The sequence below is a fragment of the Mucilaginibacter achroorhodeus genome, assembly GCF_007846095.1.
GTDB lineage: Bacteria > Bacteroidota > Bacteroidia > Sphingobacteriales > Sphingobacteriaceae > Mucilaginibacter > Mucilaginibacter achroorhodeus.
Map to the genome: position 1 here is coordinate 354,932 of NZ_VOEI01000001.1, position 24,219 is coordinate 379,150.

Below are 24,219 nucleotides of genomic sequence, written 5' to 3' on the forward strand. Positions count from 1 at the left end.
CTCCCGGACTTTACCGTCTTGCCGACTTTCGGACAGTTATTTAATACTTAGCAATAACGCTGTCAATAGAATCAAAAATATCATCTATCGAACCTATACCGTTAATGCTGGTAAACTTATTTTGCTTTTGATAAAAGCCCGCAACAGGTGCGGTTTTATCATTATATTCTTTAATTCGCTTGCGGATAACTTCCGGGTTAGCGTCATCCGGGCGACCAGATGTTTCACCGCGTTTTAACAAACGCTGCTCCAGTTCCTGGTCATTAACTTCTAAAGCGATCATGCCGGATATAGCCGAATCCTTTGATGCTAAAAGCTCATCTAAAGCCTCTGCTTGCGCTACCGTTCGTGGGAAACCATCAAAAATAAACCCCTGCGCATCTTTATTAGCATCAAGCTTATTGCTTATCATGCCAATAACAACCGCATCTGGTACTAACTGGCCCTCATCCATCAGCTTTTTTGCTTCAAGGCCAAGTGTGGTACCCTGTGCAATTTCGCCGCGTAGCAAGTCACCGGTTGAAAGGTGAATAAGGCCAAATTTTTCGATAAGTTTTTGTGATTGCGTACCCTTCCCGGCACCGGGCGGACCAAACAGTACTAAGTTAAGCATCCCTTTGAGATTAAAGTTAAAAGCCTTTCTGTTGTTATACGGAAAGGCTTAAAATTTGAGTGCACTTGTAGGGATTCGAACCCCAAACCTTCTCATCCGTAGTGAGATGCTCTATCCAATTGAGCTACAAGTGCGCTGTACTATGTAAAACCGTTATTGTTACCAATAACGTCCCGTTTTTTACGGACTGCAAAAATAGAATTTTCTTATATCTACTGCAAACTTTTTTATCAATTACTTTAATTTTTCTTTGATAGCCTCAAAGTTCGGTAAGTTGTTAGCATCCTCAAGCACCTCAGCGTAAACCACTTGCTGGTCTTCATCGATAACAAAAGCAGCACGTTTAGAAACGCCTTTCATTCCAAAAAAGAACTCATCATACAGCGCTCCATAGGCTGAAGAGGCTTCTTTATTAAAATCAGACAGCAACGGGAATTGGTATTTTTGCTCCTCTTTAAACTTAGCAAGCGTGAAAGGCGAATCAACCGAGATACCCAACACTTGTGCGTTAATGCCTTCGTAAAAGCCAAAATCATCGCGCATAGTACAAAGCTGCGTAGTACATACTCCGGTAAAAGCCATCGGGAAAAAATGAAGCACCACCTTTTGTCCTTTAAAATCCGCCAACGATACTTCTTTCAACTCCGTTGAAACTAATGTAAACTGAGGGGCTGCCTCTCCTATCTGTATTGCCATGTTGCTGTTTTTTATGCAAAAGAAAGTGTTAGACGCATATTTCGGTAACATTTTCTAAAATATATTTTAGAAAATGTTTGTTATAACTAAAATTTTAGTTTAACTTTATTTAACATCTTGATGTTTGTGTGAATACTACTTTTATAAAACGTAAATAATCAGCTATAAGCATCGCCTGCAACACCTAACACCATCTGTCATGTTCAAAAACCTTGTAAAAATTGCGTTCAAAAATCTGCTCAAAAACAGAGGCGTAACCCTCATTAACATATTTGGATTAGCCCTGGGGCTGGCAAGCTGCCTGCTGATTGTGTTTTACGTGGTCGACGAATTAAGTTTTGACAAGTTTAATACCAACGCCAACCGTATTTATCGCGTTAATACTGATATCAGCTACGGCGGCAACGCAAGTTCTTACGCTATCGGCCCACCTCCACTCGCTGCCGAAGCAGTTAACAAACTGCCACAAGTAGAAAAGGCTGTGCGCATAACAACTGCCACCGAAGTACGCTTTAAAAAAGGTGTGGAAAACATCAGTGAGCCAAAGGTGGCCAATGTTGATTCTACCTTTTTTGATGTATTCACCTTTCCTATACTTCACGGCGATCCGCATAAGGCACTTGCAGAGCCGCATAGTATTGTGTTGACAGAACGTGCCGCTGTAAAATATTTTAACACCACTGATGCTGTTGGCCGCGTGCTAACTATGGCTAACAATAACGAGAACTTTAAAGTAACCGGTGTAATAGCCAACATGCCCGAGCAATCTCATTTTAATTATGACTTCCTGATATCAATGAGTACCAACGAGGGCAGCAAGGCCAACGTTTGGAACAGCTTTATTTATAGCACCTACTTGCTTGCCCGCCCGGGAACTGATGCTACTATATTGAACAAAAACCTGGATGCACTTTTTCAATCGCATTTTGAAAAACAGCCGGGCTTTAATAAACAGGCCTTTGCCAAAAACGGTAATTATGTGCGCGTAAACTTAACACCGCTTACTGATATACACTTACGCTCTAACAGGCAATACGAATTGGGCACCAACAGCGATGTTACCTATGTGTACATATTCTCAAGTATTGCATTATTTATATTGTTGCTAGCTTGTATCAATTTCATGAACATTTCTACTGCCCGCTCGGCTAACCGTGCCCGTGAGGTAGGTGTACGTAAAGTACTGGGCTCGCCACGCAAAATGCTGATCTTTCAATTCCTTACGGAATCTACATTGATAACGCTGGCTGCAGCGACAATTGCTGTGCTTGCGGCCTGGGCGTTGTTACCTGCATTTAATAACATAGCGGGTAAAGCATTAAGCATAAATACACAAACCATTAAATGGTTGTTACCTGCCCTGTTTATAATAGTGTTAACTGTGGGCGTATTAGCAGGTGCTTATCCTGCTTTTTATCTGTCAGCTTTTCAACCTATTGCCGTTTTAAAAGGCAAGTTATCAAACGGCTTTAAGGGCAGTTTGTTACGCAATAGCCTGGTGGTGCTGCAATTCTCAGTATCTATCTTTTTGATCATCGGCACCATTGTGATCTACAACCAGTTAAATTATATACAGCAAAAAGATCTCGGTTATGACCGAAGCCATGTGCTGGTTATAAAAAACACTTTAGGGGTAGAAAACGCCAGGGCACTTAAAAACGAGTTAAAGCAAATTGCAGGTGTAAACAACGCATCGCTAAGTGGTTTTCTACCCACCGGAACCCTGAGGCAGCCTAACTCTGTATTTAAAAGCCGCACACCAGTACCTAAAAATGCGGTTTTTACAGAGATATGGCCGGTTGATGAGGATTATCTGCCTACCATGAGCATGAAGCTATCGCAGGGCCGAAATTTTGAAGAAGGCAACATTTCCGATTCTTCCAAAGTGATCATCAATGAAACCGCCGCCCGTGCACTGGGTTACGCGGCTAATCCCATAGGTAAAAGCCTTTACTACGAGCCGGAGCGCGGCGAGCGCGATACCGCTGTAAGAGAGCTTAAAGTAATAGGTGTGATCAAAGATTTTAACTTTAAATCTCTGCGAGATAACATTACTCCGGTAGTGATGATGCTGCAAAGCAATAACAACGCATTAAGCGTTAAACTACAGGGTGCTGATGTAAAACACTTTCTGCCACTAATTGAGGCAAAATGGAACAAAGCATCTCCAAATCAGCAATTTGAATATTCTTTTATGGGCGAGGATTTTAACGCCGCCTACCGCACCGAGCAGCGCACAGGTCAGCTTTTTCTGGTCTTCGCTACCTTAGCCATTGTTATTGCAGGGTTAGGCTTGTTTAGCCTGGCCGCTTATGCTGCAGAGCAACGCAACAAGGAGATAGGCATACGCAAGGTACTGGGTGCAAGCGTATCATCCATTGTAAGTATGCTATCTAAAGATTTTATAAAACTTGTTATGCTGTCATTCCTGATAGCTGCACCGCTCGCCTGGCTGGTGATGCACAAATGGCTGGATGGTTTCGCCTATCGCCAAAGTATACAATGGTGGGTTGTTGCCGTGGCTGGCGCAGGGTCTTTGGTTATTGCCTTTGCAACTATCAGTACCCAATCATTTAAAGCCGCAGTGGCTAATCCGGCGGAGAGTTTGAAGAGTGAATAAAAATGACCAATGAAAATTAAAGATTTATTTCAGGACAGAAGTGTATTAAGGCACGGAATCTATATCTATTCAAAAGACGTTGCAATTGAGTTTGTAAAAACATGTAAACAGTATAACATAAAAATATTAGGTATAGATGCTTTATTCACATCTGCTAAAGGCATTCAACCAAGCATGGATGATAGTGTTGATTTTACGGCACAAAACATCTTAAACTTTAAAGAGATTAATATTTACGACTATGCGATTCGGTTTTTACTTGAAAGAGATCCAAAGTTTCTATTTGAGATTGTAATTAATGAATAAAACCATAGGTGACTTTCAAAGTTTACCATAACATGAAAGCCATCGTTATTACCCAACCCGGCGCGCCGGATGTTTTGCAATTGCAAGAGCGGCCTTTACCCGTCATTAAACATAATGAGGTGCTGATCAAAGTGAAAGCATCAGGCGTTAACCGGCCCGATGTTGCGCAGCGCAAGGGAAATTACCCGCCACCTGAAGGCGCATCGCCGGATATACCAGGGTTGGAAATTGCCGGTGAAATAACGCAAATAGGAAAAGAGGTTACCCGCTTTAAAATTGGGGACAAGGTTTGCGCCCTTGTAAGTGGTGGTGGCTATGCGGAATTCTGCGCCGCGCCGGAAGGTCAATGTTTGCCTATCCCAGGTAACCTTACCTTTGGGGAGGCGGCTTCGCTGCCGGAAACCTTCTTTACCGTTTGGAGCAATGTTTTTGACCGCGGCAAACTACAACCCGGCGAATCGTTGTTAGTGCATGGTGGCAGCAGCGGCATCGGCGTTACAGCAATCCAAATGGGCGTTGCGCTCGGCAGCACAGTTTACGTTACAGCAGGTAGTGAAGATAAATGCCGGTTTTGCGAGGAATTAGGCGCACTAAAAGCCATCAATTACAAAAAAGAAAATTTTAGCGAGCAAATAAAAGAGCTCACCAATGGTAAAGGCGTAAACGTGATATTGGATATGGTTGGAGGCGATTATACTCAGCAAAACCTGCAAATACTGGCTGAAGATGGTCGCCTGGTATTGATCAATACCATGAAAGGTAAAGACGTTGCCATAGACCTCTCCCTCATTATGCGCAAACGGCTGACTATTACTGGATCAACCCTCCGCAACCGCGATGTGGCTTTTAAAGCTGCTATCGCAGCCAACCTTGAAAAGTACGCCTGGCCATTGATCGCTTCCGGAAAGATCAAGCCTGTTATTTACAAAATCTTCCAAGCGGCAGAAGCTTCCGCTGCCCATCAACTGATGGAAGACAGTACACACATGGGCAAAATAGTTTTAAGCTGGTAGCGCTACAGTACGGATAGCCTGTAAAATACGTGTTACAACTGATTGCGCAACGTGCTGGTTGTAAGCCGATAAAAAGTTGACACAAGTGTTTAATATTTTAGTAATAAAGCTTAACTTTGCGCCTCTGAAATAGCAGTGCTTTGTATAAACACTATCTGTTTCATTTTAAATTCTTTAAAATACCAGGTTATATATGCCAAACATTGGAAAAATATCAAGGATCATTGGTCCGGTAGTGGACGTTAGCTTCGCTGATGAGGCACATCTTCCTAAAATTTATGACGCTCTTGAGATCACAAAAGAGAACGGTCAGAAAGTTGTTTTAGAAGTACAACAACACTTAGGTGAAGATCGTGTACGTGCTATCGCGATGGACTCAACTGATGGTTTATTACGCGGAATGCCGGTTTTAGATACCGAAGCTGCGATTAAAATGCCTATCGGCGATAACATCAAAGGCCGCGTATTCAACGTGGTTGGTGATGCTATCGATGGTATCCCTAACCTTGAGAAAACCAATGGTCGCCCTATCCACGCAAACCCTCCGCGTTTCGAAGATCTTTCTACAGAAACCGAGGTATTGTTCACCGGTATCAAAGTTATCGACCTTTTAGAGCCTTATGCTAAAGGTGGTAAAATTGGTTTGTTTGGTGGTGCTGGTGTAGGTAAAACCGTATTGATCCAGGAGCTGATCAACAACATCGCAAAAGCTTATGCCGGTTTATCAGTATTTGCAGGTGTAGGTGAGCGTACCCGTGAAGGTAACGACTTACTTCGCGAGATGCTTGAATCGGGCATTATCAAATACGGTGATGCTTTTATGCACTCTATGGAAGAAGGTGGTTGGGATCTATCTAAAATTGATACCGAAGCCCTTAAAGATTCAAAAGCAACCTTCGTTTTTGGCCAGATGAACGAGCCTCCTGGTGCACGTGCACGTGTGGCGTTATCAGGTTTAACTATTGCAGAATATTTCCGCGATGGTGATGAAGATGGTAAAGGCCGCGATATATTATTCTTTATCGATAACATTTTCCGCTTTACCCAGGCAGGTTCTGAGGTATCGGCACTATTAGGCCGTATGCCATCAGCGGTGGGTTACCAGCCAACTTTGGCAACAGAGATGGGTACCATGCAAGAGCGTATCACTTCTACCAAACGTGGTTCAATCACTTCGGTACAAGCGGTATACGTACCTGCGGATGACTTGACCGACCCTGCGCCGGCTACAACCTTCGCCCACCTGGATGCTACTACAGTACTTTCACGTAAAATTGCCGAGTTAGGTATCTATCCTGCGGTTGACCCTCTGGATTCAACTTCACGTATCCTTAGCCCAGCCGTTTTAGGTGACGAGCACTACAACACTGCACAACGTGTTAAAGAGATCCTTCAGCGCTACAAAGAACTTCAGGATATCATCGCTATCTTGGGTATGGACGAGCTTTCTGAAGAAGATAAACTGACTGTAACCCGCGCTCGTCGTGTTCAGCGTTTCCTTTCTCAGCCGTTCCACGTTGCCGAGCAGTTCACCGGTTTAAAAGGTGTATTGGTTGATATCAAAGATACCATCAAAGGTTTCAACATGATCATGGACGGTGAAGTTGACGAATACCCTGAATCAGCATTCAACCTTGTAGGTAGCATTGAAGACGCTATTGAAAAAGGTAAAAAATTATTAGCTGAAGCTAATAGCTAAGTAGCAAGTATACAGTATCAAGTAGCAAGATCTTTTCTGGCTACTTGATATCAAAATAATTACTTGATACTCGATACTAACTACTTGATACTACAAGCATGACTTTAGAAATTCTTACACCCGATAAAAAAGTATTTGAAGGCGAAGCCAAATCGGTTACCCTGCCGGGCACTTTAGGTTTTTTTGAAATATTAAATAACCACGCACCTATCATCTCAACTTTAAACGACGGCAAGCTGACTGTAAGAGGAGCTACCGAAGAAGTATTTTTTATCAAAGGTGGTGTAGTTGAAGCTTTAAACAATAAGGTAACCGTTTTAGCTGAAGGCATTACACACAAGTAATCAAAAAACTTTTCGATATAAAAAGCCCGGGCATTTTGTCCGGGCTTTTTTGCTGCGTCTCTTTTTTCCTTTTGTGGCTGAACGATAGTGAACTATCCGTCCGCGTATCGTGATATCTTTTTGTATGTCATTGCTTCCTTACTTACAATGACCAGTAGTTTAGTTCTCTCAGCTATGACTCAAACAGCCCAATATTATTAATCGTTGTTTTACTCCAACACATCAACGATCATCCCAATATTCCCCATTTCACGCCGAATTTTCAAAACTTACTATGCACGCATAAAATTTGTACCGAATACCGTTTTGAATTTTGGTATAGTAGTTAAAGAATTATATTCTGTATAAATTATATAAATAAGAATATAAATAATAAAATAAGATTTATATAGAATAATGTTCTAAATAAAAAAATCAGTTGCTTGCTATTGTGTTTAAAAACGCCGATCCCTAACTTACAGAAATGAAAAACAACCCGCTAAGCCGGGGACTAAATTAAACGCTTAAGGCACATTGCCATTACATGATATGAGTTTGCAACAGGATACCTTAAACGCTGTAGAAATAAACAAATACAGCAAAACTTTTACGCAAGACGCTACTCAACCCGCAGCACAAGCTATGCTCTACGGCATTGGCTTAACTGATGATGACATGAAGAAGGCACAAGTAGGTGTTGCCAGCATGGGTTATGATGGCAATACCTGTAATATGCACCTTAATGATCTGGCACAGCTGGTTAAACAAGGCGTTTGGGACAGCGATATGGTAGGCCTTATCTTTAACACCATTGGCGTTAGCGATGGCATGGGTAATGGTACACCGGGTATGCGCTACTCATTAATTAGTCGTGATGTTATTGCCGATTCTATTGAGGCTATTACCGGTGCACAATATTATGATGGCCTGATAGCCTTGCCGGGCTGTGATAAGAACATGCCGGGCTCAATTATAGCTATGGGACGCTTAAACCGCCCTTCTATAATGGTATATGGTGGTACTATCCACCCGGGCCATTGGAAAGGCGAAGATCTGAACATTGTATCGGCTTTTGAGGCATTGGGTAAAAAGATTGCCGGTACTATCACCCCTGAGGATTTTCTGGGTGTGATCAAAAATGCTTGTCCGAGTGCGGGCGCATGTGGTGGTGTTTACACCGCCAATACCATGGCTGCAGCTATCGAGGCTTTAGGCATGAGCTTGCCGTATTCATCAAGCAACCCTGCATTGAGCGATGAGAAAAAAGCTGAGTGTTTAGCAGCGGGTAAAGCTATTCGTGTGTTGTTAGAGAAAGACATCAAACCAAGCGATATCATGACCCGCAAAGCATTTGAGAATGCAATGGTGGTTATCATGGTATTAGGCGGCAGTACCAACGCGGTATTGCACATGATAGCGATGGCAAAAAGCATCGGCGTAAAAGTAACGCAGGATGATTTCCAGACCATCAGTGATCGTATACCGGTACTGGCTGATATGAAGCCAAGCGGCAAATACATGATGACCGACCTTCACGCTGTTGGCGGCGTGCCAGCAGTTATGAAATACCTGCTTGAACAAGGCATGCTACATGGCGATTGTTTAACGGTTACCGGTAAAACCATGGCAGAGAACTTAGCCGAAGTACCGGGATTGGATTTCAGCAAGCAGGATATCATCTGGCCGGTTGAAAAACCAGTAAAAGCTACCGGTCACTTACAGATCTTGTACGGAAACCTTGCAGAAGGCGGCAGCGTAGCCAAAATAAGTGGTAAAGAAGGCGAGCGTTTCTCAGGCCCTGCCCGCACATTTGATGGCGAGTTTGATCTGATAGATGGTATTACTAATGGTCGTGTTAAAGCAGGTGATGTTGTGGTTATTCGCAACGTTGGCCCTGTTGGCGCACCGGGTATGCCCGAGATGCTGAAACCGACCTCGGCCATTTATGGGGCCGGTTTAGGTGCGTCGGTAGCGTTAATTACCGATGGCCGTTTCAGCGGTGGTACACATGGTTTTGTGGTAGGCCACATTACACCTGAGGCTTACAAAGGTGGTGTTATTGGTTTAGTACAGGATAACGATCTGATAGAGATCGACGCTACCACAAATAGCATCAACCTTAAAATATCTGACGAAGAATTGGCAGCCCGCAAAGCTGCCTGGACACAGCCTGCATTAAAAGTAAGCAAAGGGCTTTTATACCGCTATGCCAAAACGGTAAGCAATGCAGCCGAAGGTTGCGTAACGGATGAATTTTAGAATGCCCCCTACCCTCTAAAGGGGAAATAAAAGGGCATTAACGATAAACAATTAAACAAACACTCCCCCTTTAGGGGGGACGGGGGGCTTTATGGAAACACAAACAATCACACAGGAGATCAGCGATGCTAAGGCCGAAACGGCTAAAGCGCAGGCGGTAGAATTATCAGGCTCAGAAGCTTTATTAGAGGCACTGATAGTTGAAGGTGTGGATACCATTTTTGGTTATCCGGGTGGTGCAATTATGCCTATCTATGATGCACTTTATGACTACAGCGAAAAACTGAACCATATCCTGGTCCGTCATGAACAGGGCGGTATCCACGCCGGCCAGGGCTATGCGCGCAGCTCCGGTAAAGTAGGCGTTGTGTTTGCTACCAGTGGCCCCGGTGCTACCAACCTGGTTACCGGCCTTGCCGATGCACAGATAGACAGCACTCCATTGGTTTGTATAACCGGGCAGGTATTTGCGCACCTTTTAGGTACCGATGCCTTCCAGGAAACCGATGTGATCAATATCACCACCCCTATTACCAAATGGAACTACCAGGTAACTGATGCTACGGAGATTCCTGAAGTGCTTGCCAAAGCCTTCTATATCGCGCGCAGCGGAAGGCCAGGCCCGGTGTTGATAGATATTACTAAGAATGCACAGATCCAGAAATTCAACTACGAGGGTTATACACCTTGTAACCATATCCGCAGCTACAGGCCAAAACCTATTGTAAGGCCGCAATATATACAGCAGGCTGCAGAGCTGATCAACAGTGCCCAAAAACCATTTATCATTTGGGGCCAAGGCGTTATTTTGGGAGAGGCCGAAAAAGAATTCAAAGCCTTTGTTGAAAAAAGCGGTATCCCTGCAGCATGGACCATCCTTGGCGCGGGTGCCATCCCTACAGATCATCCGCAAAATGTAGGTATGCTGGGCATGCACGGCAACTACGGCCCTAACGTTTTAACCAACGAGTGTGACGTATTGATCGCTATTGGGATGCGCTTTGATGATCGTGTAACCGGCCGTTTGGATAAATATGCTAAACAGGCCAAGGTTATTCATTTGGATATTGACCCTGCCGAGATAGACAAAAACGTAAAATCGACTGTACCGGTATGGGGCGACTGCAAAGAAACCATCCCAATGCTTACGCAGCTTATTGACAAACGCGAACATACCGATTGGTTAAACACTTTTAATGAATATACCCGCCAGGAAATTGAGCAGGTTATCCATGAAGAGTTAAATCCTTCTACTGAGGAAATGACTATGGGTGAGGTGATCAAACAACTTAATGAGTTAACCAACGGCGATGCTGTTATCGTAACCGACGTTGGTCAGCACCAGATGGTGGCTTGCCGTTATGCCAAGTTCAACAAAACCCGTAGCAACGTTACCAGTGGTGGTTTAGGTACAATGGGCTTCGCTTTGCCGGCTGCTATCGGCGCTAAATTCGGTGCGCAAGATCGCGAAGTGGTTGCCATCATTGGCGATGGCGGTTTCCAGATGACCTTGCAGGAGTTGGGTACCATTATGCAATCTGGCATCAATGTTAAGATTGTTATACTTAACAACCGTTTCCTGGGTATGGTGCGCCAATGGCAGGAATTATTCAATCAGCGTCGCTACTCGTTCGTGGATATCCAAAGCCCAGATTTTGTAACCGTTGCTAAAGGATACGGCATAGCGGGTAAATCAATATCAGACCGTGGCGAACTGGAAAGTTCACTGAAAGAAATGCTGGCTCACGAAGGCTCATTCCTTTTAGAAGTTTTCGTTACCAAAGAGAATAACGTATTCCCGATGGTACCGCAAGGTTGCAGCGTAGCAGAGATCAGGTTAAAATAAGTAATCCATAAACTTAAGACAATGGAAATCCAGGAAACTGATAAACAGGAATTTAACATCACGGTTTATACCGAGAACCAGATAGGTTTACTAAACCGGATAGCTATTATATTTACCCGTCGAAAAATAAATATCGACAGTTTGAATACATCTCCATCAGAGATCGATAGTATTCACCGTTTTAATATTGTGATCACTGAGTCGGAAGAGGTGGTGCGCAAACTTACCCGCCAGATTGAGAAGCAGGTAGAGGTATTAAAAGTATACTACCATACCAATGCTGATGTAGTTTGGCAGGAAATGGCACTTTACAAGGTATCGACAGATGTGATTGCCGAGAAAGTAAGCGTAGAGCGTTTGTTGCGCGAAAATGGTGCGCGTGCGGTAACCATCCGTAAGGATTATACCGTGTTTGAGGCAACCGGCCACCGCGAGGAGACCGATAACCTGATCAAGATCCTTCAGCCTTATGGCTTGATCGAATTTGTACGCAGCGCCCGTGTAGCAATCATTAAAGACAGCGAGGGCTTCAACAGCAAACTGCGCGAGTTTGAACGCCTTGAACCGGGCGAAGAGGTAATTGAGAACGAATACCTGAATAAAGGGCAAAAGGTGTTTACGATGTAAGGATCAGAATTTACAGGATTTAAAAATTCACAGAATCCTGCATGGCTGAAAAATGAAAAAGCTTCATAATTTTAGAATTCTGTAAATCCATTAATTCTGAAAATTCTGATTCAGAAACAATTAAGTAACTATTTACAAGAACTATACAAATAACAATCGGTGTAATCATCAAATCACATCGGTGTAATCAAGTAAAAACAAAAACAATGGCAAAACTAAATTTCGGCGGTACTGAAGAGAATGTAGTAACCCGCGAGGAGTTTCCTTTAGCAAAAGCTCAGGAAGTATTAAAAAATGAAACCGTAGCTGTAATTGGTTATGGTGTACAAGGCCCGGGCCAGGCGCTAAACCAAAAAGATAACGGCATCAACGTTATTGTTGGTCAGCGTAAAGATTCAAAATCATGGGATAAAGCTGTAAGTGATGGCTTTGTTCCGGGCGAAACCCTTTTTGAGATCGAAGAGGCTTTAGAGCGCGGTACCATCATTTGCTACCTGCTTAGCGATGCTGCCCAGATTGAACTTTGGCCAACTGTTAAAAAGCACTTAACCCCTGGTAAAGCGCTTTACTTCTCTCACGGTTTCGGTATCACTTTTAAAGAGCAAACTGGAATCGTTCCACCTGCTGATGTGGACGTATTCCTGGTTGCACCAAAAGGTTCAGGTACTTCATTACGCCGCATGTTCCTGCAAGGCCGTGGCTTAAACTCAAGCTTCGCTATATTCCAGGATGCAACCGGTAAAGCACAGGAGCGCGTTATTGCATTAGGGATTGCAGTAGGTAGCGGTTACCTGTTCGAAACCGATTTCAAAAAAGAAGTATTCAGCGACCTTACCGGCGAGCGTGGTACTTTAATGGGTTGTGTGCAAGGTATCTTCGCGGCACAGTACGATGTATTGCGCAGCAAAGGCCACTCACCTTCTGAGGCTTTCAACGAAACTGTTGAAGAATTAACCCAATCTTTGATGCCATTGGTAGCTGAGAACGGTATGGACTGGATGTACGCAAACTGTTCAACCACTGCACAACGCGGTGCGTTAGACTGGTGGAAAGAGTTCCGCGATGCTACTAAACCGGTATTTGAAAAACTTTACGATAGCGTTGCTACCGGTAAAGAATCTCAACGTTCTATCGACTCAAACAGCCAGCCGGATTACCGCGAAAAATTAAACGAAGAATTACGCGAACTTCGCGAAAGCGAAATGTGGCAAGCGGGTAAAACCGTACGCAGCTTACGCCCTGAGAACCAGGCTGTAGAAGCGTAATTTTCTTTAAGTAGCAAGTATTTAGTATCAAGTATCAGGATTTTTTGATACGGATGCTTATACTTGCTACTTTTCATAAAAGAATACTTGTATCGATTGAAAGTTTCCTTGATACCTGATACTCACTACTTGATACTAATATGGGACAAACATTATTTGATAAGATATGGGACGCGCACGTCGTCAGTAGCGCTGAAGGCTTCCCGGATATCTTGTACATCGACACGCATTTTATTCACGAGGTAACCAGTCCGCAGGCATTTGATGGTTTGCGTCAGAGAGGGTTACCGGTTTTCAGGCCGCAACAAACCGTTGCCACAGCCGACCACAACGTCCCGACCTGGGACCAGCACCTCCCCATTAAAGAAGAACTTTCCCGATACCAGGTAGATATGCTTACCAAAAACTGTAAAGAGTTCGGCATTGAGCTTTACGGTTTGGGGCATCCGTACCAGGGTATCGTCCACGTTATAGGCCCTGAACTGGGCATCACCCGCCCCGGCGGTACTTACGTTTGCGGCGACAGCCATACCTCAACGCACGGCGCTTTTGGCGCCATAGCATTTGGTATAGGCACATCGCAGGTTGAGCAGGTTTTGGCTACCCAGTGCCTGCTTCAATCGCGCCCTAAACGTATGAAGATTGAAGTGAACGGCAAACTTCAGAACGGCGTTGGCGCAAAGGATATTATCCTTTACATCATTGCCCAGATCTCTGCCGCAGGCGGTACCGGCTACGCAGTTGAGTACGCCGGCGATACCATCCGCTCATTAAGCATGGAAGGCCGCATGACCATTTGTAACATGAGCATCGAGATGGGTGCCCGTTGCGGTCTGATAGCGCCTGACGAAACCACCATTAACTACGTTAAAGGCCGCGAATTTGCTCCTAAAGGCGAAGAGTGGGACAAAGCAGTTGCTTACTGGCAAACGCTTTACTCTGACGATGATGCAGCGTTTGACAGCGTTTTAACCTTCCGCGCAGAAGATATTGAACCGATGATCACTTACGGTACCAACCCGGGTATGGGCATCGGTGTTACACAATACGTACCTGAGACTGCTTCTTTTGATGTAAAAGAGCAGGTATCATACAAAAAAGCCCTTGACTACATGGGCCTGCATGATGATGAGCAATTGTTAGGCAAACCTATCGACTACGTATTTATCGGCAGCTGTACCAACTCGCGTATTGAAGACCTGCGCCAGGTTGCCGAATTTGTAAAGGGCAAACACAAAGCAGATAATGTTACCGTATGGGTAGTACCCGGTTCAAAACAAGTACAGGAACAAGCCATCCGCGAAGGCCTGGACAAGATATTCGACGCAGCAGGTTTCCCGCTGCGCGAACCGGGTTGCAGCGCATGTTTAGGTATGAACGAGGATAAAATACCCGCAGGTAAATACTGTGTATCAACCTCAAACCGCAATTTTGAAGGAAGACAAGGCCCTAACAGCCGTACCTTCCTGGCCAGTCCGCTCACCGCAGCAGCAAGTGCAATAACCGGTAAGGTTACGGATATAAGGGAGTTTTTGAAAGAGGAGGAATTGGTATAACCTATTTGTCATTGCGAGAAGTAACGACGAAGCAATCTCCTCATTGGTAATAAACGCGATGAGATTGCCACGCTATCGCTCGCAATGACATAGAAAAGGAAAACAGAGTATGACTAAAATATTCAAACACATACAAACACCGGTGGTACCGTTGGCTATCGAAAACATCGATACCGACCAGATCATCCCGGCCCGTTTCTTAAAGGCCACTACACGCGATGGTTTTGGCAACAACTTGTTTCGCGACTGGCGTTTTGATGAGAACGACCAGCCCAAACCTGATTTTGTGCTGAACAACCCTACATACAGCGGTAAGGTATTGGTAGCAGGTAAAAACTTCGGTTGCGGAAGCAGCCGCGAGCACGCTGCCTGGGCCATTGCCGATTACGGCTTTGATGCCGTAGTAAGCAGCTTTTTCGCTGATATTTTTAAAGGCAACGCCCTAAACAATGGCTTGTTACCGGTGCAGGTAAGCGACGATTTCCTGCAAAAGATCTTCGATGCAGTTGCTGCCGATCACACAGCCGAAGTAGAGATAGACCTGGAAAACCAGTTCATTAAGATCTCCGCAACCGGCGAGCAGGAAAGCTTTGAAGTTAATGCTTATAAAAAAGCCTGTATGATAAACGGCTACGATGATATCGATTACATCCTGAGCCAAAAAAATAAAATAGAAGAGTTTGAAGAAGTAAGGTAAAAGGCGAAAGGTTAAAGCTTAAAGGCAATGACCTAATGATTCAATGACCCAATGACCGTAGAACAAAAAGAGATAAAACGCGAAGGCAGAGGCACTGCAAAACTGTTCGATGAACGCAGTTTAGCTGCCGACTATGCCACTTTACAGCCGCTGTTAAAACAGGGGCTGCGCGTGCTTGATGTGGGCTGCGGTACCGGTGCTATATCGAAAGATATTGCCAAACTGGTTGGGCCAACCGGCAGGGTTACTGGAATTGATAACACTCAATATTTTATTGAAAGCGGCAGGGAAACTTACGCTGATATAGAAAACCTTGAACTTTATCACGCTGATCTTTACACTTACAAACCGGAAGAGAAGTTCGACCTGATCATAAGTGCAAGAACATTACAATGGCTAAGTGATCCGCAGAAAGCGGTGAACAAGCTGAAAAGTTTGTTAAAGCCCAACGGCATTCTGTCCATCCTCGACTATAACCACGAGGCACTGGAATGGCTGCCCGAACCGCCTGCAAGTATGAGGCAGTTCTATGCCACCTTCCTGAGATGGCGCTCAGAGGCCGGCATGGATAACATGATGGCTGATAGCTTGCCTGAGCTTTTTAAAGAAGCCGGTTTGCAGGGTATTGAGGTGCTTGAAGCTAATGAGGTTTACACAAAAGGTGATGCGAACTTTGAGCATAAAGTGGGCATTTGGTCGTCTGTTGCGCAAATGAACCAGATAGTTGATGAAGGATACATCAGCGATGCAGACCGCCTTAAAGCAATTGAAGAGTACAATAACTGGATACCAACCCACGCACAACAAATGGTAATGAAACTTAAAGAAGTGCGCGGAATTAATAAAAATTAACACAACAAAAATCCCCCTTTATGGGGGTATGGGGGCATGGGAATTAAAAAACACGTATTAGTAATACCGGGCGATGGTATTGGCCCCGAGGTGACGACCTGGGGTAAAGCAGTTTTAGAAAAAATTGGTGCTGATTTTGGCCATGAGTTTACGTTTGACGAGGCGCTGATGGGCCACGCCGGCATAGAAGCTACGGGTAATCCGCTGCCAGATGAAACGCTTGAAAAAGCAAAGGCCAGTGATGCCATCCTGTTTGGCGCAATCGGTCATATCAAATACGATAACGATCCATCTGCAAAGGTTCGCCCTGAGCAGGGTTTATTAAAGATCCGTAAAGAACTGGGCTTGTACGCCAACCTGCGTCCTATTATGCTGTTTGATGAACTACTGGATGCATCGAGCCTTAAACCGGAGATACTGCGCGGTACTGATATCCTGTTCTTCCGTGAACTGACCGGTGATGTTTATTTCGGTGAGAAAAAACGCAGCGAAGACCGCAATACTGCGTCTGACCTGATGATCTATTCGCGTTACGAAGTTGAGCGTATCGCCATCAAAGCCTACGAAGCAGCGCGCGTACGCGGTAAAAGATTATGTTCGGTAGATAAAGCTAACGTATTGGAAGCTTCACGCCTGTGGCGCGAAGTGGTTCAGGAAATTGCCAAACAATACCCTGATGTAGAGACCGAGCACATGTTTATTGATAACGCAGCCATGCAACTGGTTAAAAACCCCAAGAAGTTTGACGTGGTATTAACCGCCAACCTTTTCGGTGATATCTTAACTGACGAGGCGTCGCAGATAGCGGGCTCCATGGGCATGCTGGCATCAGCTTCAGTTGGTGACGGTACTGGGTTCTTTGAGCCTATCCATGGTTCGGCACATGATATTGCCGGTCAGGACAAAGCAAACCCACTGGCCTCTATCCTATCGGTTGCGCTGATGCTGGAAATCAGTTTCGGCCTGAAAGACGAAGCTAAAAAGATTACCGACGCTATCGACAAAACATTAAAAGAAGGTTACCGCACCGGCGACATTGCCGATGGTAATACCTACAAAGCAAAAATATTAGGCACCAAAGCCATGGGCCAAAAAGTGCTGGAGTATTTATAAGTCAAAATTAAAAAGTCAAAAGTCAAAATAATGACTCAATGACTAATGACCCAATGCTAAAAATGAAGTGGAACGCTGAATTATATGATAACAAACATGCTTTCGTATTTGAATACGGCGAGAGCGTGTTGGAGATGCTTGATGTTAAACCGGGCGAGCACATCCTTGACCTGGGGTGTGGTACCGGCCATTTGACCAACGAGATCCAGAAGTTGGGCGCTATTGCAACGGGCATAGATTCGTCGCCGGAAATGGTAAAGAAAGCAAGAGAAACCTACAACAACGTGGATTTCTTTGTGGCTGATGGTGCCGATTTTCATTTCGATGAAAAGTTTGATGCAGTGTTTTCAAACGCTACCCTGCATTGGATCCGCAATGCCGATGCGGTTATCAAGAGCGTATATGACTCACTTAAACCGGGCGGCCGCTTTGTAGCTGAAATGGGTGGCAAAGGAAACGTAGGCAAACTAATTGCAGCGACTAAGCAGGTATTAATTAACCACGGTTATCACAAGCAATCCAAAACCGAGGTGTGGTATTTCCCGTCGCTGGCAGAATATACCGCACGGTTAGAAGCGCAAGGCTTCCGGGTAACGTTTGCAGCCCATTTTGACCGTAAAACACCGCTGCAGGACGGCGATCAGGGCGTAGCTAAATGGATCACCATGTTTGCGCCCCTTTATTTGGTTGACATCCCCGAAGAAGAGAAAAAACAAATGCTTACAGAAGTTACCGAACTGCTTGAGCCGCATTACAACGAGAACGGCCAATGGTACGCAGACTACGTAAGATTAAGATTTACAGCTGTTAAAGAGTAGCAAGTATATCGTATCAAGTAGAGCTTGAATAAATACTTGATACTTGATACTAACTACCCGATACTAAAACTAATACAAAACGAAGAAATATGTTACACGATCCAAACCGCGTTTACGTTTTTGATACCACGCTTCGCGATGGCGAGCAGGTACCGGGTTGCCAGCTAACAACCCCGGAAAAGATAGAGATAGCCCGCGAGCTGGAAACGCTTGGCGTGGATATTATTGAGGCAGGTTTCCCGGTATCAAGTCCGGGCGATTTCCAGAGCGTTGTAGAGATATCCAAGGCTGTATCTGCTCCCACTGTTTGTGCACTCACACGCGCCAACAAAGGTGATATCGATTCAGCTATCGAAGCTTTAAAATACGCCAAACACCCGCGTATTCATACAGGTATTGGCTCATCAGACCAGCACATTAAACATAAATTCAACAGCACCCGCGAGGAAATATTAGAACGTGCGGTTGATGCTGTAAAATACGCCAAAAAGGCAGTAGAAGATATTGAGTTTTATGCCGAAGATGCAGGCCGTGCAGATGTGGTTTTCCTGGCGCAAATGGTTGAGGCTGTGATAGCTGCCGGTGCTACGGTGGTTAATATCCCGGATACAAACGGTTACTGTTTACCAGACCAGTATGGTGCTAAGATCAAGTTCCTGAAAGAAAACGTTAAAAACATCGATAAGGCCATTATCTCTGTGCATTGCCATAACGATCTGGGTTTAGCAACCGCTAACTCCATAGCCGGTTTACAGAACGGTGCCCGACAGGTAGAAGGTACAATCAACGGTATCGGCGAGCGTGCAGGTAACACCTCTATCGAGGAGGTGGTGATGGTGCTGAAAACACACGCAGCACTTGGCTTGTACACCAACGTAAACAGCAAAAATTTCTATGAGATGAGCCGTATGGTAAGCTCGCAGATGCGTATGCCAGTGCAGCCAAATAAGGCTATTGTAGGTGCTAACGCTTTCGCACACAGCTCAGGTATCCACCAGGATGGTTTCCTTAAAAACCGTGAAAATTACGAGATCATTAAACCAGAAGATGTAGGTTTCCCAAGTGCAAGCATTGTTTTGACTGCCCGCAGCGGCCGCCATGCTTTGAAATTCCACCTGGAAAGATTGGGCTATAAACTGGATAAAGATGAGCTTTATGAAGCCTATCAGCGCTTTTTAACTCTTGCTGATAGCAAACTGGATATAAACGACGACGACCTGCAAAGCCTTATAGCAGATAAGCTGGTAAAGAACTAACTAATGGATACAGATACAGCATTGCATTTGGATTTTGACGCGGCCTACGCAAGGCTAAAAGACGTGGTTAAACGTACCCCATTGGAGTACAACCAGCGCCTGTCCGAAAAATACGAGTGCAACATATATTTAAAGCGCGAAGACATGCAGATAGTGCGCTCTTATAAGTTAAGAGGCGCCTATAACATGATCAGTCAGCTAAGTGCGGATGAACTGAGTAGCGGTGTGGTTTGCGCCAGTGCGGGCAACCATGCACAGGGAGTGGCTTATTCCTGCAAAAAGATGGGTGTTAAAGGCGTAATTTTTATGCCTGAGATCACTCCGAAACAAAAGGTTAACCAAACCGAGATGTTCGGTAACGGCAATGTAGAGCTGGTTTTAACCGGCGATACTTTTGACGATTGCCTGCGCGAAGCTTTGGCCTACACCGCAGAACACGGCATGACCTTCATCCCGCCGTTTGATGATTATCGCACCATTGAAGGCCAGGGAACTGTTGGTGTTGAGATCTTACAAGACCTTCCTAACCCCGAGGTTGCCATTATGCCTATCGGCGGTGGTGGTTTGGCCGCGGGCATGGGTACTTATCTAAAACAAACCATACCCGGTATCAAATTGATTGGGGTTGAGCCTGAGGGAGCACCATCAATGCTTACCTCTATGCAAAACGGCGAGAACACCACACTTGGCGACATAGATAGGTTTGTTGATGGCGCTGCTGTAAAACGCGTTGGCGAAAAAACTTTTAACATCTGCCGCGAAATACTGGATGACATGCTTACTGTACCTGAGGGTAAGGTTTGTACCACTATTTTAAGGCTTTACAATGAGGACGCTATTGTGGTTGAACCCGCGGGTGCCCTTTCTGTAACGGCGCTTGATGCGGTTAAAGACCAGATAAGAGGTAAAAACGTGGTCTGCATCATCAGCGGTGGCAATAACGATATCGACCGTATGGCCGAGATTAAAGAAAAATCGTTATTGTACGAGGGCCTTAAACATTACTTCATCGTTCGTTTCCCACAACGCCCGGGTGCTTTAAAATTATTTGTTACCGAAGTATTAGGCCCTGGTGATGATATAACCCGTTTCGAATTCATTAAAAAAACATCAAAAGAAAACGGCCCAGCCCTGGTAGGCATCGAATTAAAAAATGCCGGCGACTACCCTGCCCTGCTCCAACGTATGCAGGAGAACCGTTTCGAGGTGATCGAGATCAACAAGGATGCTACGTTGTTTGAATATTTGGTCTGAATACGGATCAGAAGAATAAAAGAATTTGCTGAAAGCTGCTCATTGTCGGGCGGCTTTTTTTACGGGTTACTCATTATACGTTACGTTATCCACAGTCAAAATACCTTGTCGGGCACGGGATAAAACAAAGCCATTGTCAGGATCGTAGTTGTTGATAATCTTATTGTCACAATGTCAGGGTGGGTGTTGTGGCAAGCGTTTTGATTAGTATATATTTGTATAACATTATTTAAAATATAGAAATCATGGCTTTAGAAATAACTGATGCAAACTTTGAAGAACTTGTTCTTAAATCAGATAAACCGGTATTGATCGACTTTTGGGCAGAGTGGTGTGGTCCGTGTAGAATGGTAGGCCCTGTTGTTGAAGAACTTGCTAAAGACTACGAAGGCCAGGCCGTTGTAGGTAAAGTAAATGTTGATAACAACCCTGGTATATCTATGAAGTATGGCATCCGTAACATCCCGGCTTTATTATACTTTAAAGGCGGCGAAATTGTTGACAAGCAAATTGGTGCAGTACCAAAATCTATCCTTGCCGATAAATTAGCTAAACAATTAGCATAATTGAGCTGAAAGATATAAAAAGAAAGCCTCTGAAAAACATTCAGAGGCTTTCTTTTTTTGGAGGAATTTTGTCCTTCGTCTTTATTTTAAAAATCCTTTTTCAGAATAAATCACATCCTGCTAACGCTACCGCTGCCTGCTTTTGATGTCGAGATATTTCTGACAGCACCAGTGTAATGAACATCGCCGCTACCAACTACAGATGCATCTAATTTTTCACCTACGTTAACGCGCGCATCACCACTACCTGCAACTTTTACCTGCGTATTGTTGGTAGTAAGGTTTTGACCGGTAAAATCGCCTGAACCTACTACTTTAACAACAGAGTTATCTGCACGGCCAGAGATAGTGATATCTCCTGAACCGCCAATGCTGCTCTCCAGGTCTTTTACCTCAACCCTGCCGGTAATATCGCCGCTGCCGGTTAATTTCAATTTTAATGCAGGTGCCTTCAATCCATTCTTAAACATTACATCACCACTGCCTGCAAGGCTTACTGCGTTCACATCTTTAATGTTCACATAAACGATCATTTTTTTGTTGCCGTTCCAATTCCAACTGACGTTATCCTTGTTATAGATCTTAAGTACACCGCCGTTAACTTCAGTAATGATCTTATTGATCACTTCAGATGGTGCATCAACTTTTACCGACTCACTTGAGCCTTGAGTAATAAATACATCATAGGAGCCCGAAACTTCTACTGCATGGAAGCCGCTAAGGTTCCTGTCCTGCGTATCTGCCTTAACCAGGCTTGCTGTGGCAACCATGGTAGCTGCCAGTAAAAAGGTTTTAAGTGTGTTCATGTTAGTTCGAGTGTTTAACTATTAGATGCAGTACGTAACCAAAAAGTTGCACTGAACAGAAAATAAATATTGGCGGGAAGCTATAAAGGCCAGTAAATAAAAATGTCATTTCGAACGATAGTGAGAAATCTTCTACACGTTACTTGTCGCACGCAGAAGATTTCTCCTCACTGACGTTCGTTCAAAATGACATTTTTTATAGATGAACTAAAGAACCTTAATCTACCAACACCCCTATGTAATAATTAAACAGATCAACCTCGATATTGTCTTTTGTAGCGCCCTGGATATTTAAAGGTGAAAAGCGCTGCGTTGGTTTGATAAACTGGTATTCGCCACCTTTTACCCTCACTTTAACCGGCATGTTAAAACCGTGCACATCGGCAATCCACCTGCACATTAGTTTGCCATTAATGGTATCAAACTCCAGGGTAGGTATAACGGTATGCCTCAAATACTGCTCAAAAACAGGTGAAAGGTTAATGCCGCTTTGCTGGTTTATGTAATTTACCACATCATTGTAGGTAACGGTTTGATGGTAAAAGGTCTTGTTAAGTCCGCGTAAAATACCACGCCATTTTTCATCATCATTAATAATGGTGCGTATCATATTGAGCATGTTGCCACCTTTAGGATACATATCGCCGGAGCCTTCCTTGTTAACATTGTACGGACCAACAATAGGCCCGTCGTTCTGTATGCCTAACCGGGTGCCATGCACATACTCCTGGCCGGCTTGCTTGCCCCAGTTATCCTCAACAAATAATGATTCGCTGTAATTGGTAAAGCTTTCATGGATCCACATATCGGCCAAATCTTTTGAGGTGATGTTGTTACCAAACCACTCGTGGCCGCTTTCGTGCACTACGATGAAATCCCATTTCAAACCCCAGCCGGTACCGGAAAGATCGCGGCCAAGGTAGCCGTTCTGGTAATGGTTGCCATAAGCGGTACCGCTTTGGTGCTCCATGCCTAAATGATGCGTTTCTACCATTTTGTAACCGTCTTTGTAAAACGGATAGGGGCCAAACCAATGCTCAAAAGCCTTTAGCATCGGTTTAACGTTTGCGCCCCAATGTTTCTTAGCTTTCTCCAGGTTGTAGCTTAAGGGCCAAAAATCAAGTGTAAGCTTGCCATCTTCGCCCTGGTAAACATCGCTGTAGTGCGCATAGTCGCCTATGTTGGCTTCAATGTCATAATTATTGATGGGGTTGGCTACAAACCAATCAAAGCGGGTATAGCCGTCTTTAAGTTTGGTAACTTTACGCAAACGCCCGTTGCTTACATCCTTTAAACCATTGGGTACACTTATGCTGATCAATGCGCTATCAACTTCGTCGGCCTGCTGATCTTTGGTAGGCCACCAAACGCTGGCACCCATACCCTGGCATGCTGTTGATACCCATTTATGCCCAAGTGAATCTACATTGTATTCTACCCCACCGTCCCAGGGGGCGCGCTTAGCAATAGTAGGGTTACCCGAATAATACACAGTGAACTGCTCCTTACTGCCACTTTTTATGGTCTGCGGGAAGGTTATAAACACCGCATTGTACTCGCGGGTGTATGGTACTTCCTTGCCCTTATAAAGCACTTTCTCTACCTTAAGGTTAGAGAACAGATCAAACTGCAGCTTAGTAAAATCCTGCGTGGCGGTGTATTTAAAAAGTACATTGCCGCTGATGAATTTGTTATCGATATCAAACTTCACATCCAGGTGATAATAATTGATATCATAACAGGTACGCAATGGCGTAGTGAGCGAGCCGCGCAACGTATCAGCACGGGTAAAAGTTTCTTTGCTAACACCAAGTTGGGCGTGGGCATTTGAAGAAAGAAAACCGGCTATCAGGATGCCGGCATATATTGAGTTTCTAATTTTCATAATAACGATATAAAACTATGTCATTGCGAGCGTAGCGCGGCAATCTTAAAGGACAAGCGTATTCGATCAGCCGATGAGATTGCCACGTCACGCCCTTTCACAAAGCCCTTCTTGCTCCTCGCAATGACAATGTGAAAATACTCTCTTAT

The 24,219-nt window shown here is 44.5% G+C and carries 21 protein-coding genes and 1 tRNA gene; 17 read left to right on the top strand and 5 right to left on the bottom strand.

Going from position 1 to position 24,219, the window contains the following annotated elements:
• Positions 1-40: 40 nt before the first annotated feature.
• From FPZ42_RS01675 to FPZ42_RS01685, 3 genes are all read right to left on the bottom strand, one after another.
• Positions 41-613, bottom strand: coding sequence for an adenylate kinase (locus FPZ42_RS01675; RefSeq protein ID WP_146268765.1), 573 nt, complete (start codon positions 611-613; stop codon positions 41-43).
• A 60-nt stretch (positions 614-673) separates the two neighbouring features.
• Positions 674-747 (bottom strand) — tRNA-Arg (locus FPZ42_RS01680).
• Between the two features lie 100 nt (positions 748-847).
• On the bottom strand, positions 848-1,309 hold the full coding sequence (locus FPZ42_RS01685; protein WP_146268766.1) for a redoxin domain-containing protein: 462 nt from the start codon (positions 1,307-1,309) through the stop codon (positions 848-850).
• Between the two features lie 199 nt (positions 1,310-1,508).
• Between FPZ42_RS01685 and FPZ42_RS01690 the strand changes: the two genes are divergently transcribed.
• The 17 genes from FPZ42_RS01690 (at position 1,509) to trxA (ending at position 21,379) form a co-directional block, all read left to right on the top strand.
• Positions 1,509-3,929, top strand: a complete 2,421-nt coding sequence (locus FPZ42_RS01690) for an ABC transporter permease (RefSeq protein WP_146268767.1) — start codon at positions 1,509-1,511, stop codon at positions 3,927-3,929.
• Positions 3,930-3,938: 9 nt separating this feature from the next.
• Positions 3,939-4,235: a hypothetical protein gene (locus FPZ42_RS01695; protein WP_146268768.1), complete on the top strand. Its 297-nt coding sequence runs from the start codon at positions 3,939-3,941 to the stop codon at positions 4,233-4,235.
• A 32-nt stretch (positions 4,236-4,267) separates the two neighbouring features.
• On the top strand, positions 4,268-5,248 hold the full coding sequence (locus FPZ42_RS01700; RefSeq protein ID WP_146268769.1) for an NAD(P)H-quinone oxidoreductase: 981 nt from the start codon (positions 4,268-4,270) through the stop codon (positions 5,246-5,248).
• A gap of 193 nt (positions 5,249-5,441) precedes the next feature.
• Positions 5,442-6,947 (top strand): F0F1 ATP synthase subunit beta, encoded by a 1,506-nt coding sequence (gene atpD, locus FPZ42_RS01705; RefSeq protein ID WP_146268770.1) that lies wholly within the window; start codon positions 5,442-5,444, stop codon positions 6,945-6,947.
• A 98-nt stretch (positions 6,948-7,045) separates the two neighbouring features.
• On the top strand, positions 7,046-7,291 hold the full coding sequence (gene atpC / locus FPZ42_RS01710) for an ATP synthase F1 subunit epsilon (RefSeq protein ID WP_117390887.1): 246 nt from the start codon (positions 7,046-7,048) through the stop codon (positions 7,289-7,291).
• Positions 7,292-7,819: 528 nt separating this feature from the next.
• Positions 7,820-9,529: a dihydroxy-acid dehydratase gene (gene ilvD, locus FPZ42_RS01715; RefSeq protein WP_146268771.1), complete on the top strand. Its 1,710-nt coding sequence runs from the start codon at positions 7,820-7,822 to the stop codon at positions 9,527-9,529.
• Between the two features lie 91 nt (positions 9,530-9,620).
• Complete coding sequence (ilvB, locus tag FPZ42_RS01720) at positions 9,621-11,375, top strand: biosynthetic-type acetolactate synthase large subunit (protein WP_146268772.1); 1,755 nt, start codon at positions 9,621-9,623, stop codon at positions 11,373-11,375.
• A gap of 21 nt (positions 11,376-11,396) precedes the next feature.
• Entirely contained in the window at positions 11,397-12,002 is a 606-nt protein-coding gene (gene ilvN, locus FPZ42_RS01725; RefSeq protein WP_117390892.1) for an acetolactate synthase small subunit, read from the top strand.
• Between the two features lie 206 nt (positions 12,003-12,208).
• A complete protein-coding gene (gene ilvC, locus FPZ42_RS01730) occupies positions 12,209-13,267 on the top strand; it encodes a ketol-acid reductoisomerase (RefSeq protein ID WP_146268773.1) in 1,059 nt (352 codons plus the stop codon).
• Positions 13,268-13,407: 140 nt separating this feature from the next.
• Positions 13,408-14,823: a 3-isopropylmalate dehydratase large subunit gene (gene leuC / locus FPZ42_RS01735; protein WP_146268774.1), complete on the top strand. Its 1,416-nt coding sequence runs from the start codon at positions 13,408-13,410 to the stop codon at positions 14,821-14,823.
• Positions 14,824-14,932: 109 nt separating this feature from the next.
• Positions 14,933-15,520, top strand: a complete 588-nt coding sequence (gene leuD, locus FPZ42_RS01740; RefSeq protein WP_146268775.1) for a 3-isopropylmalate dehydratase small subunit — start codon at positions 14,933-14,935, stop codon at positions 15,518-15,520.
• 51 nt (positions 15,521-15,571) lie between these two features.
• Complete coding sequence (locus FPZ42_RS01745) at positions 15,572-16,372, top strand: methyltransferase domain-containing protein (RefSeq protein WP_146268776.1); 801 nt, start codon at positions 15,572-15,574, stop codon at positions 16,370-16,372.
• A 42-nt stretch (positions 16,373-16,414) separates the two neighbouring features.
• Positions 16,415-17,485, top strand: a complete 1,071-nt coding sequence (gene leuB / locus FPZ42_RS01750) for a 3-isopropylmalate dehydrogenase (protein ID WP_146269541.1) — start codon at positions 16,415-16,417, stop codon at positions 17,483-17,485.
• 62 nt (positions 17,486-17,547) lie between these two features.
• A complete protein-coding gene (locus tag FPZ42_RS01755) occupies positions 17,548-18,303 on the top strand; it encodes a class I SAM-dependent methyltransferase (RefSeq protein WP_146269542.1) in 756 nt (251 codons plus the stop codon).
• An 89-nt stretch (positions 18,304-18,392) separates the two neighbouring features.
• Positions 18,393-19,559 (top strand): 2-isopropylmalate synthase, encoded by a 1,167-nt coding sequence (locus tag FPZ42_RS01760; RefSeq protein ID WP_146268777.1) that lies wholly within the window; start codon positions 18,393-18,395, stop codon positions 19,557-19,559.
• 3 nt (positions 19,560-19,562) lie between these two features.
• Complete coding sequence (gene ilvA, locus FPZ42_RS01765; protein WP_146268778.1) at positions 19,563-20,813, top strand: threonine ammonia-lyase IlvA; 1,251 nt, start codon at positions 19,563-19,565, stop codon at positions 20,811-20,813.
• 245 nt (positions 20,814-21,058) lie between these two features.
• Positions 21,059-21,379, top strand: a complete 321-nt coding sequence (gene trxA / locus FPZ42_RS01770) for a thioredoxin (RefSeq protein WP_146268779.1) — start codon at positions 21,059-21,061, stop codon at positions 21,377-21,379.
• A 110-nt stretch (positions 21,380-21,489) separates the two neighbouring features.
• Here the strand turns inward: trxA and FPZ42_RS01775 are convergent, their stop codons facing one another.
• On the bottom strand, positions 21,490-22,185 hold the full coding sequence (locus FPZ42_RS01775; protein ID WP_146268780.1) for a head GIN domain-containing protein: 696 nt from the start codon (positions 22,183-22,185) through the stop codon (positions 21,490-21,492).
• 217 nt (positions 22,186-22,402) lie between these two features.
• Positions 22,403-24,070, bottom strand: coding sequence for a M1 family metallopeptidase (locus FPZ42_RS01780; RefSeq protein ID WP_146268781.1), 1,668 nt, complete (start codon positions 24,068-24,070; stop codon positions 22,403-22,405).
• Positions 24,071-24,219: the final 149 nt, after the last annotated feature.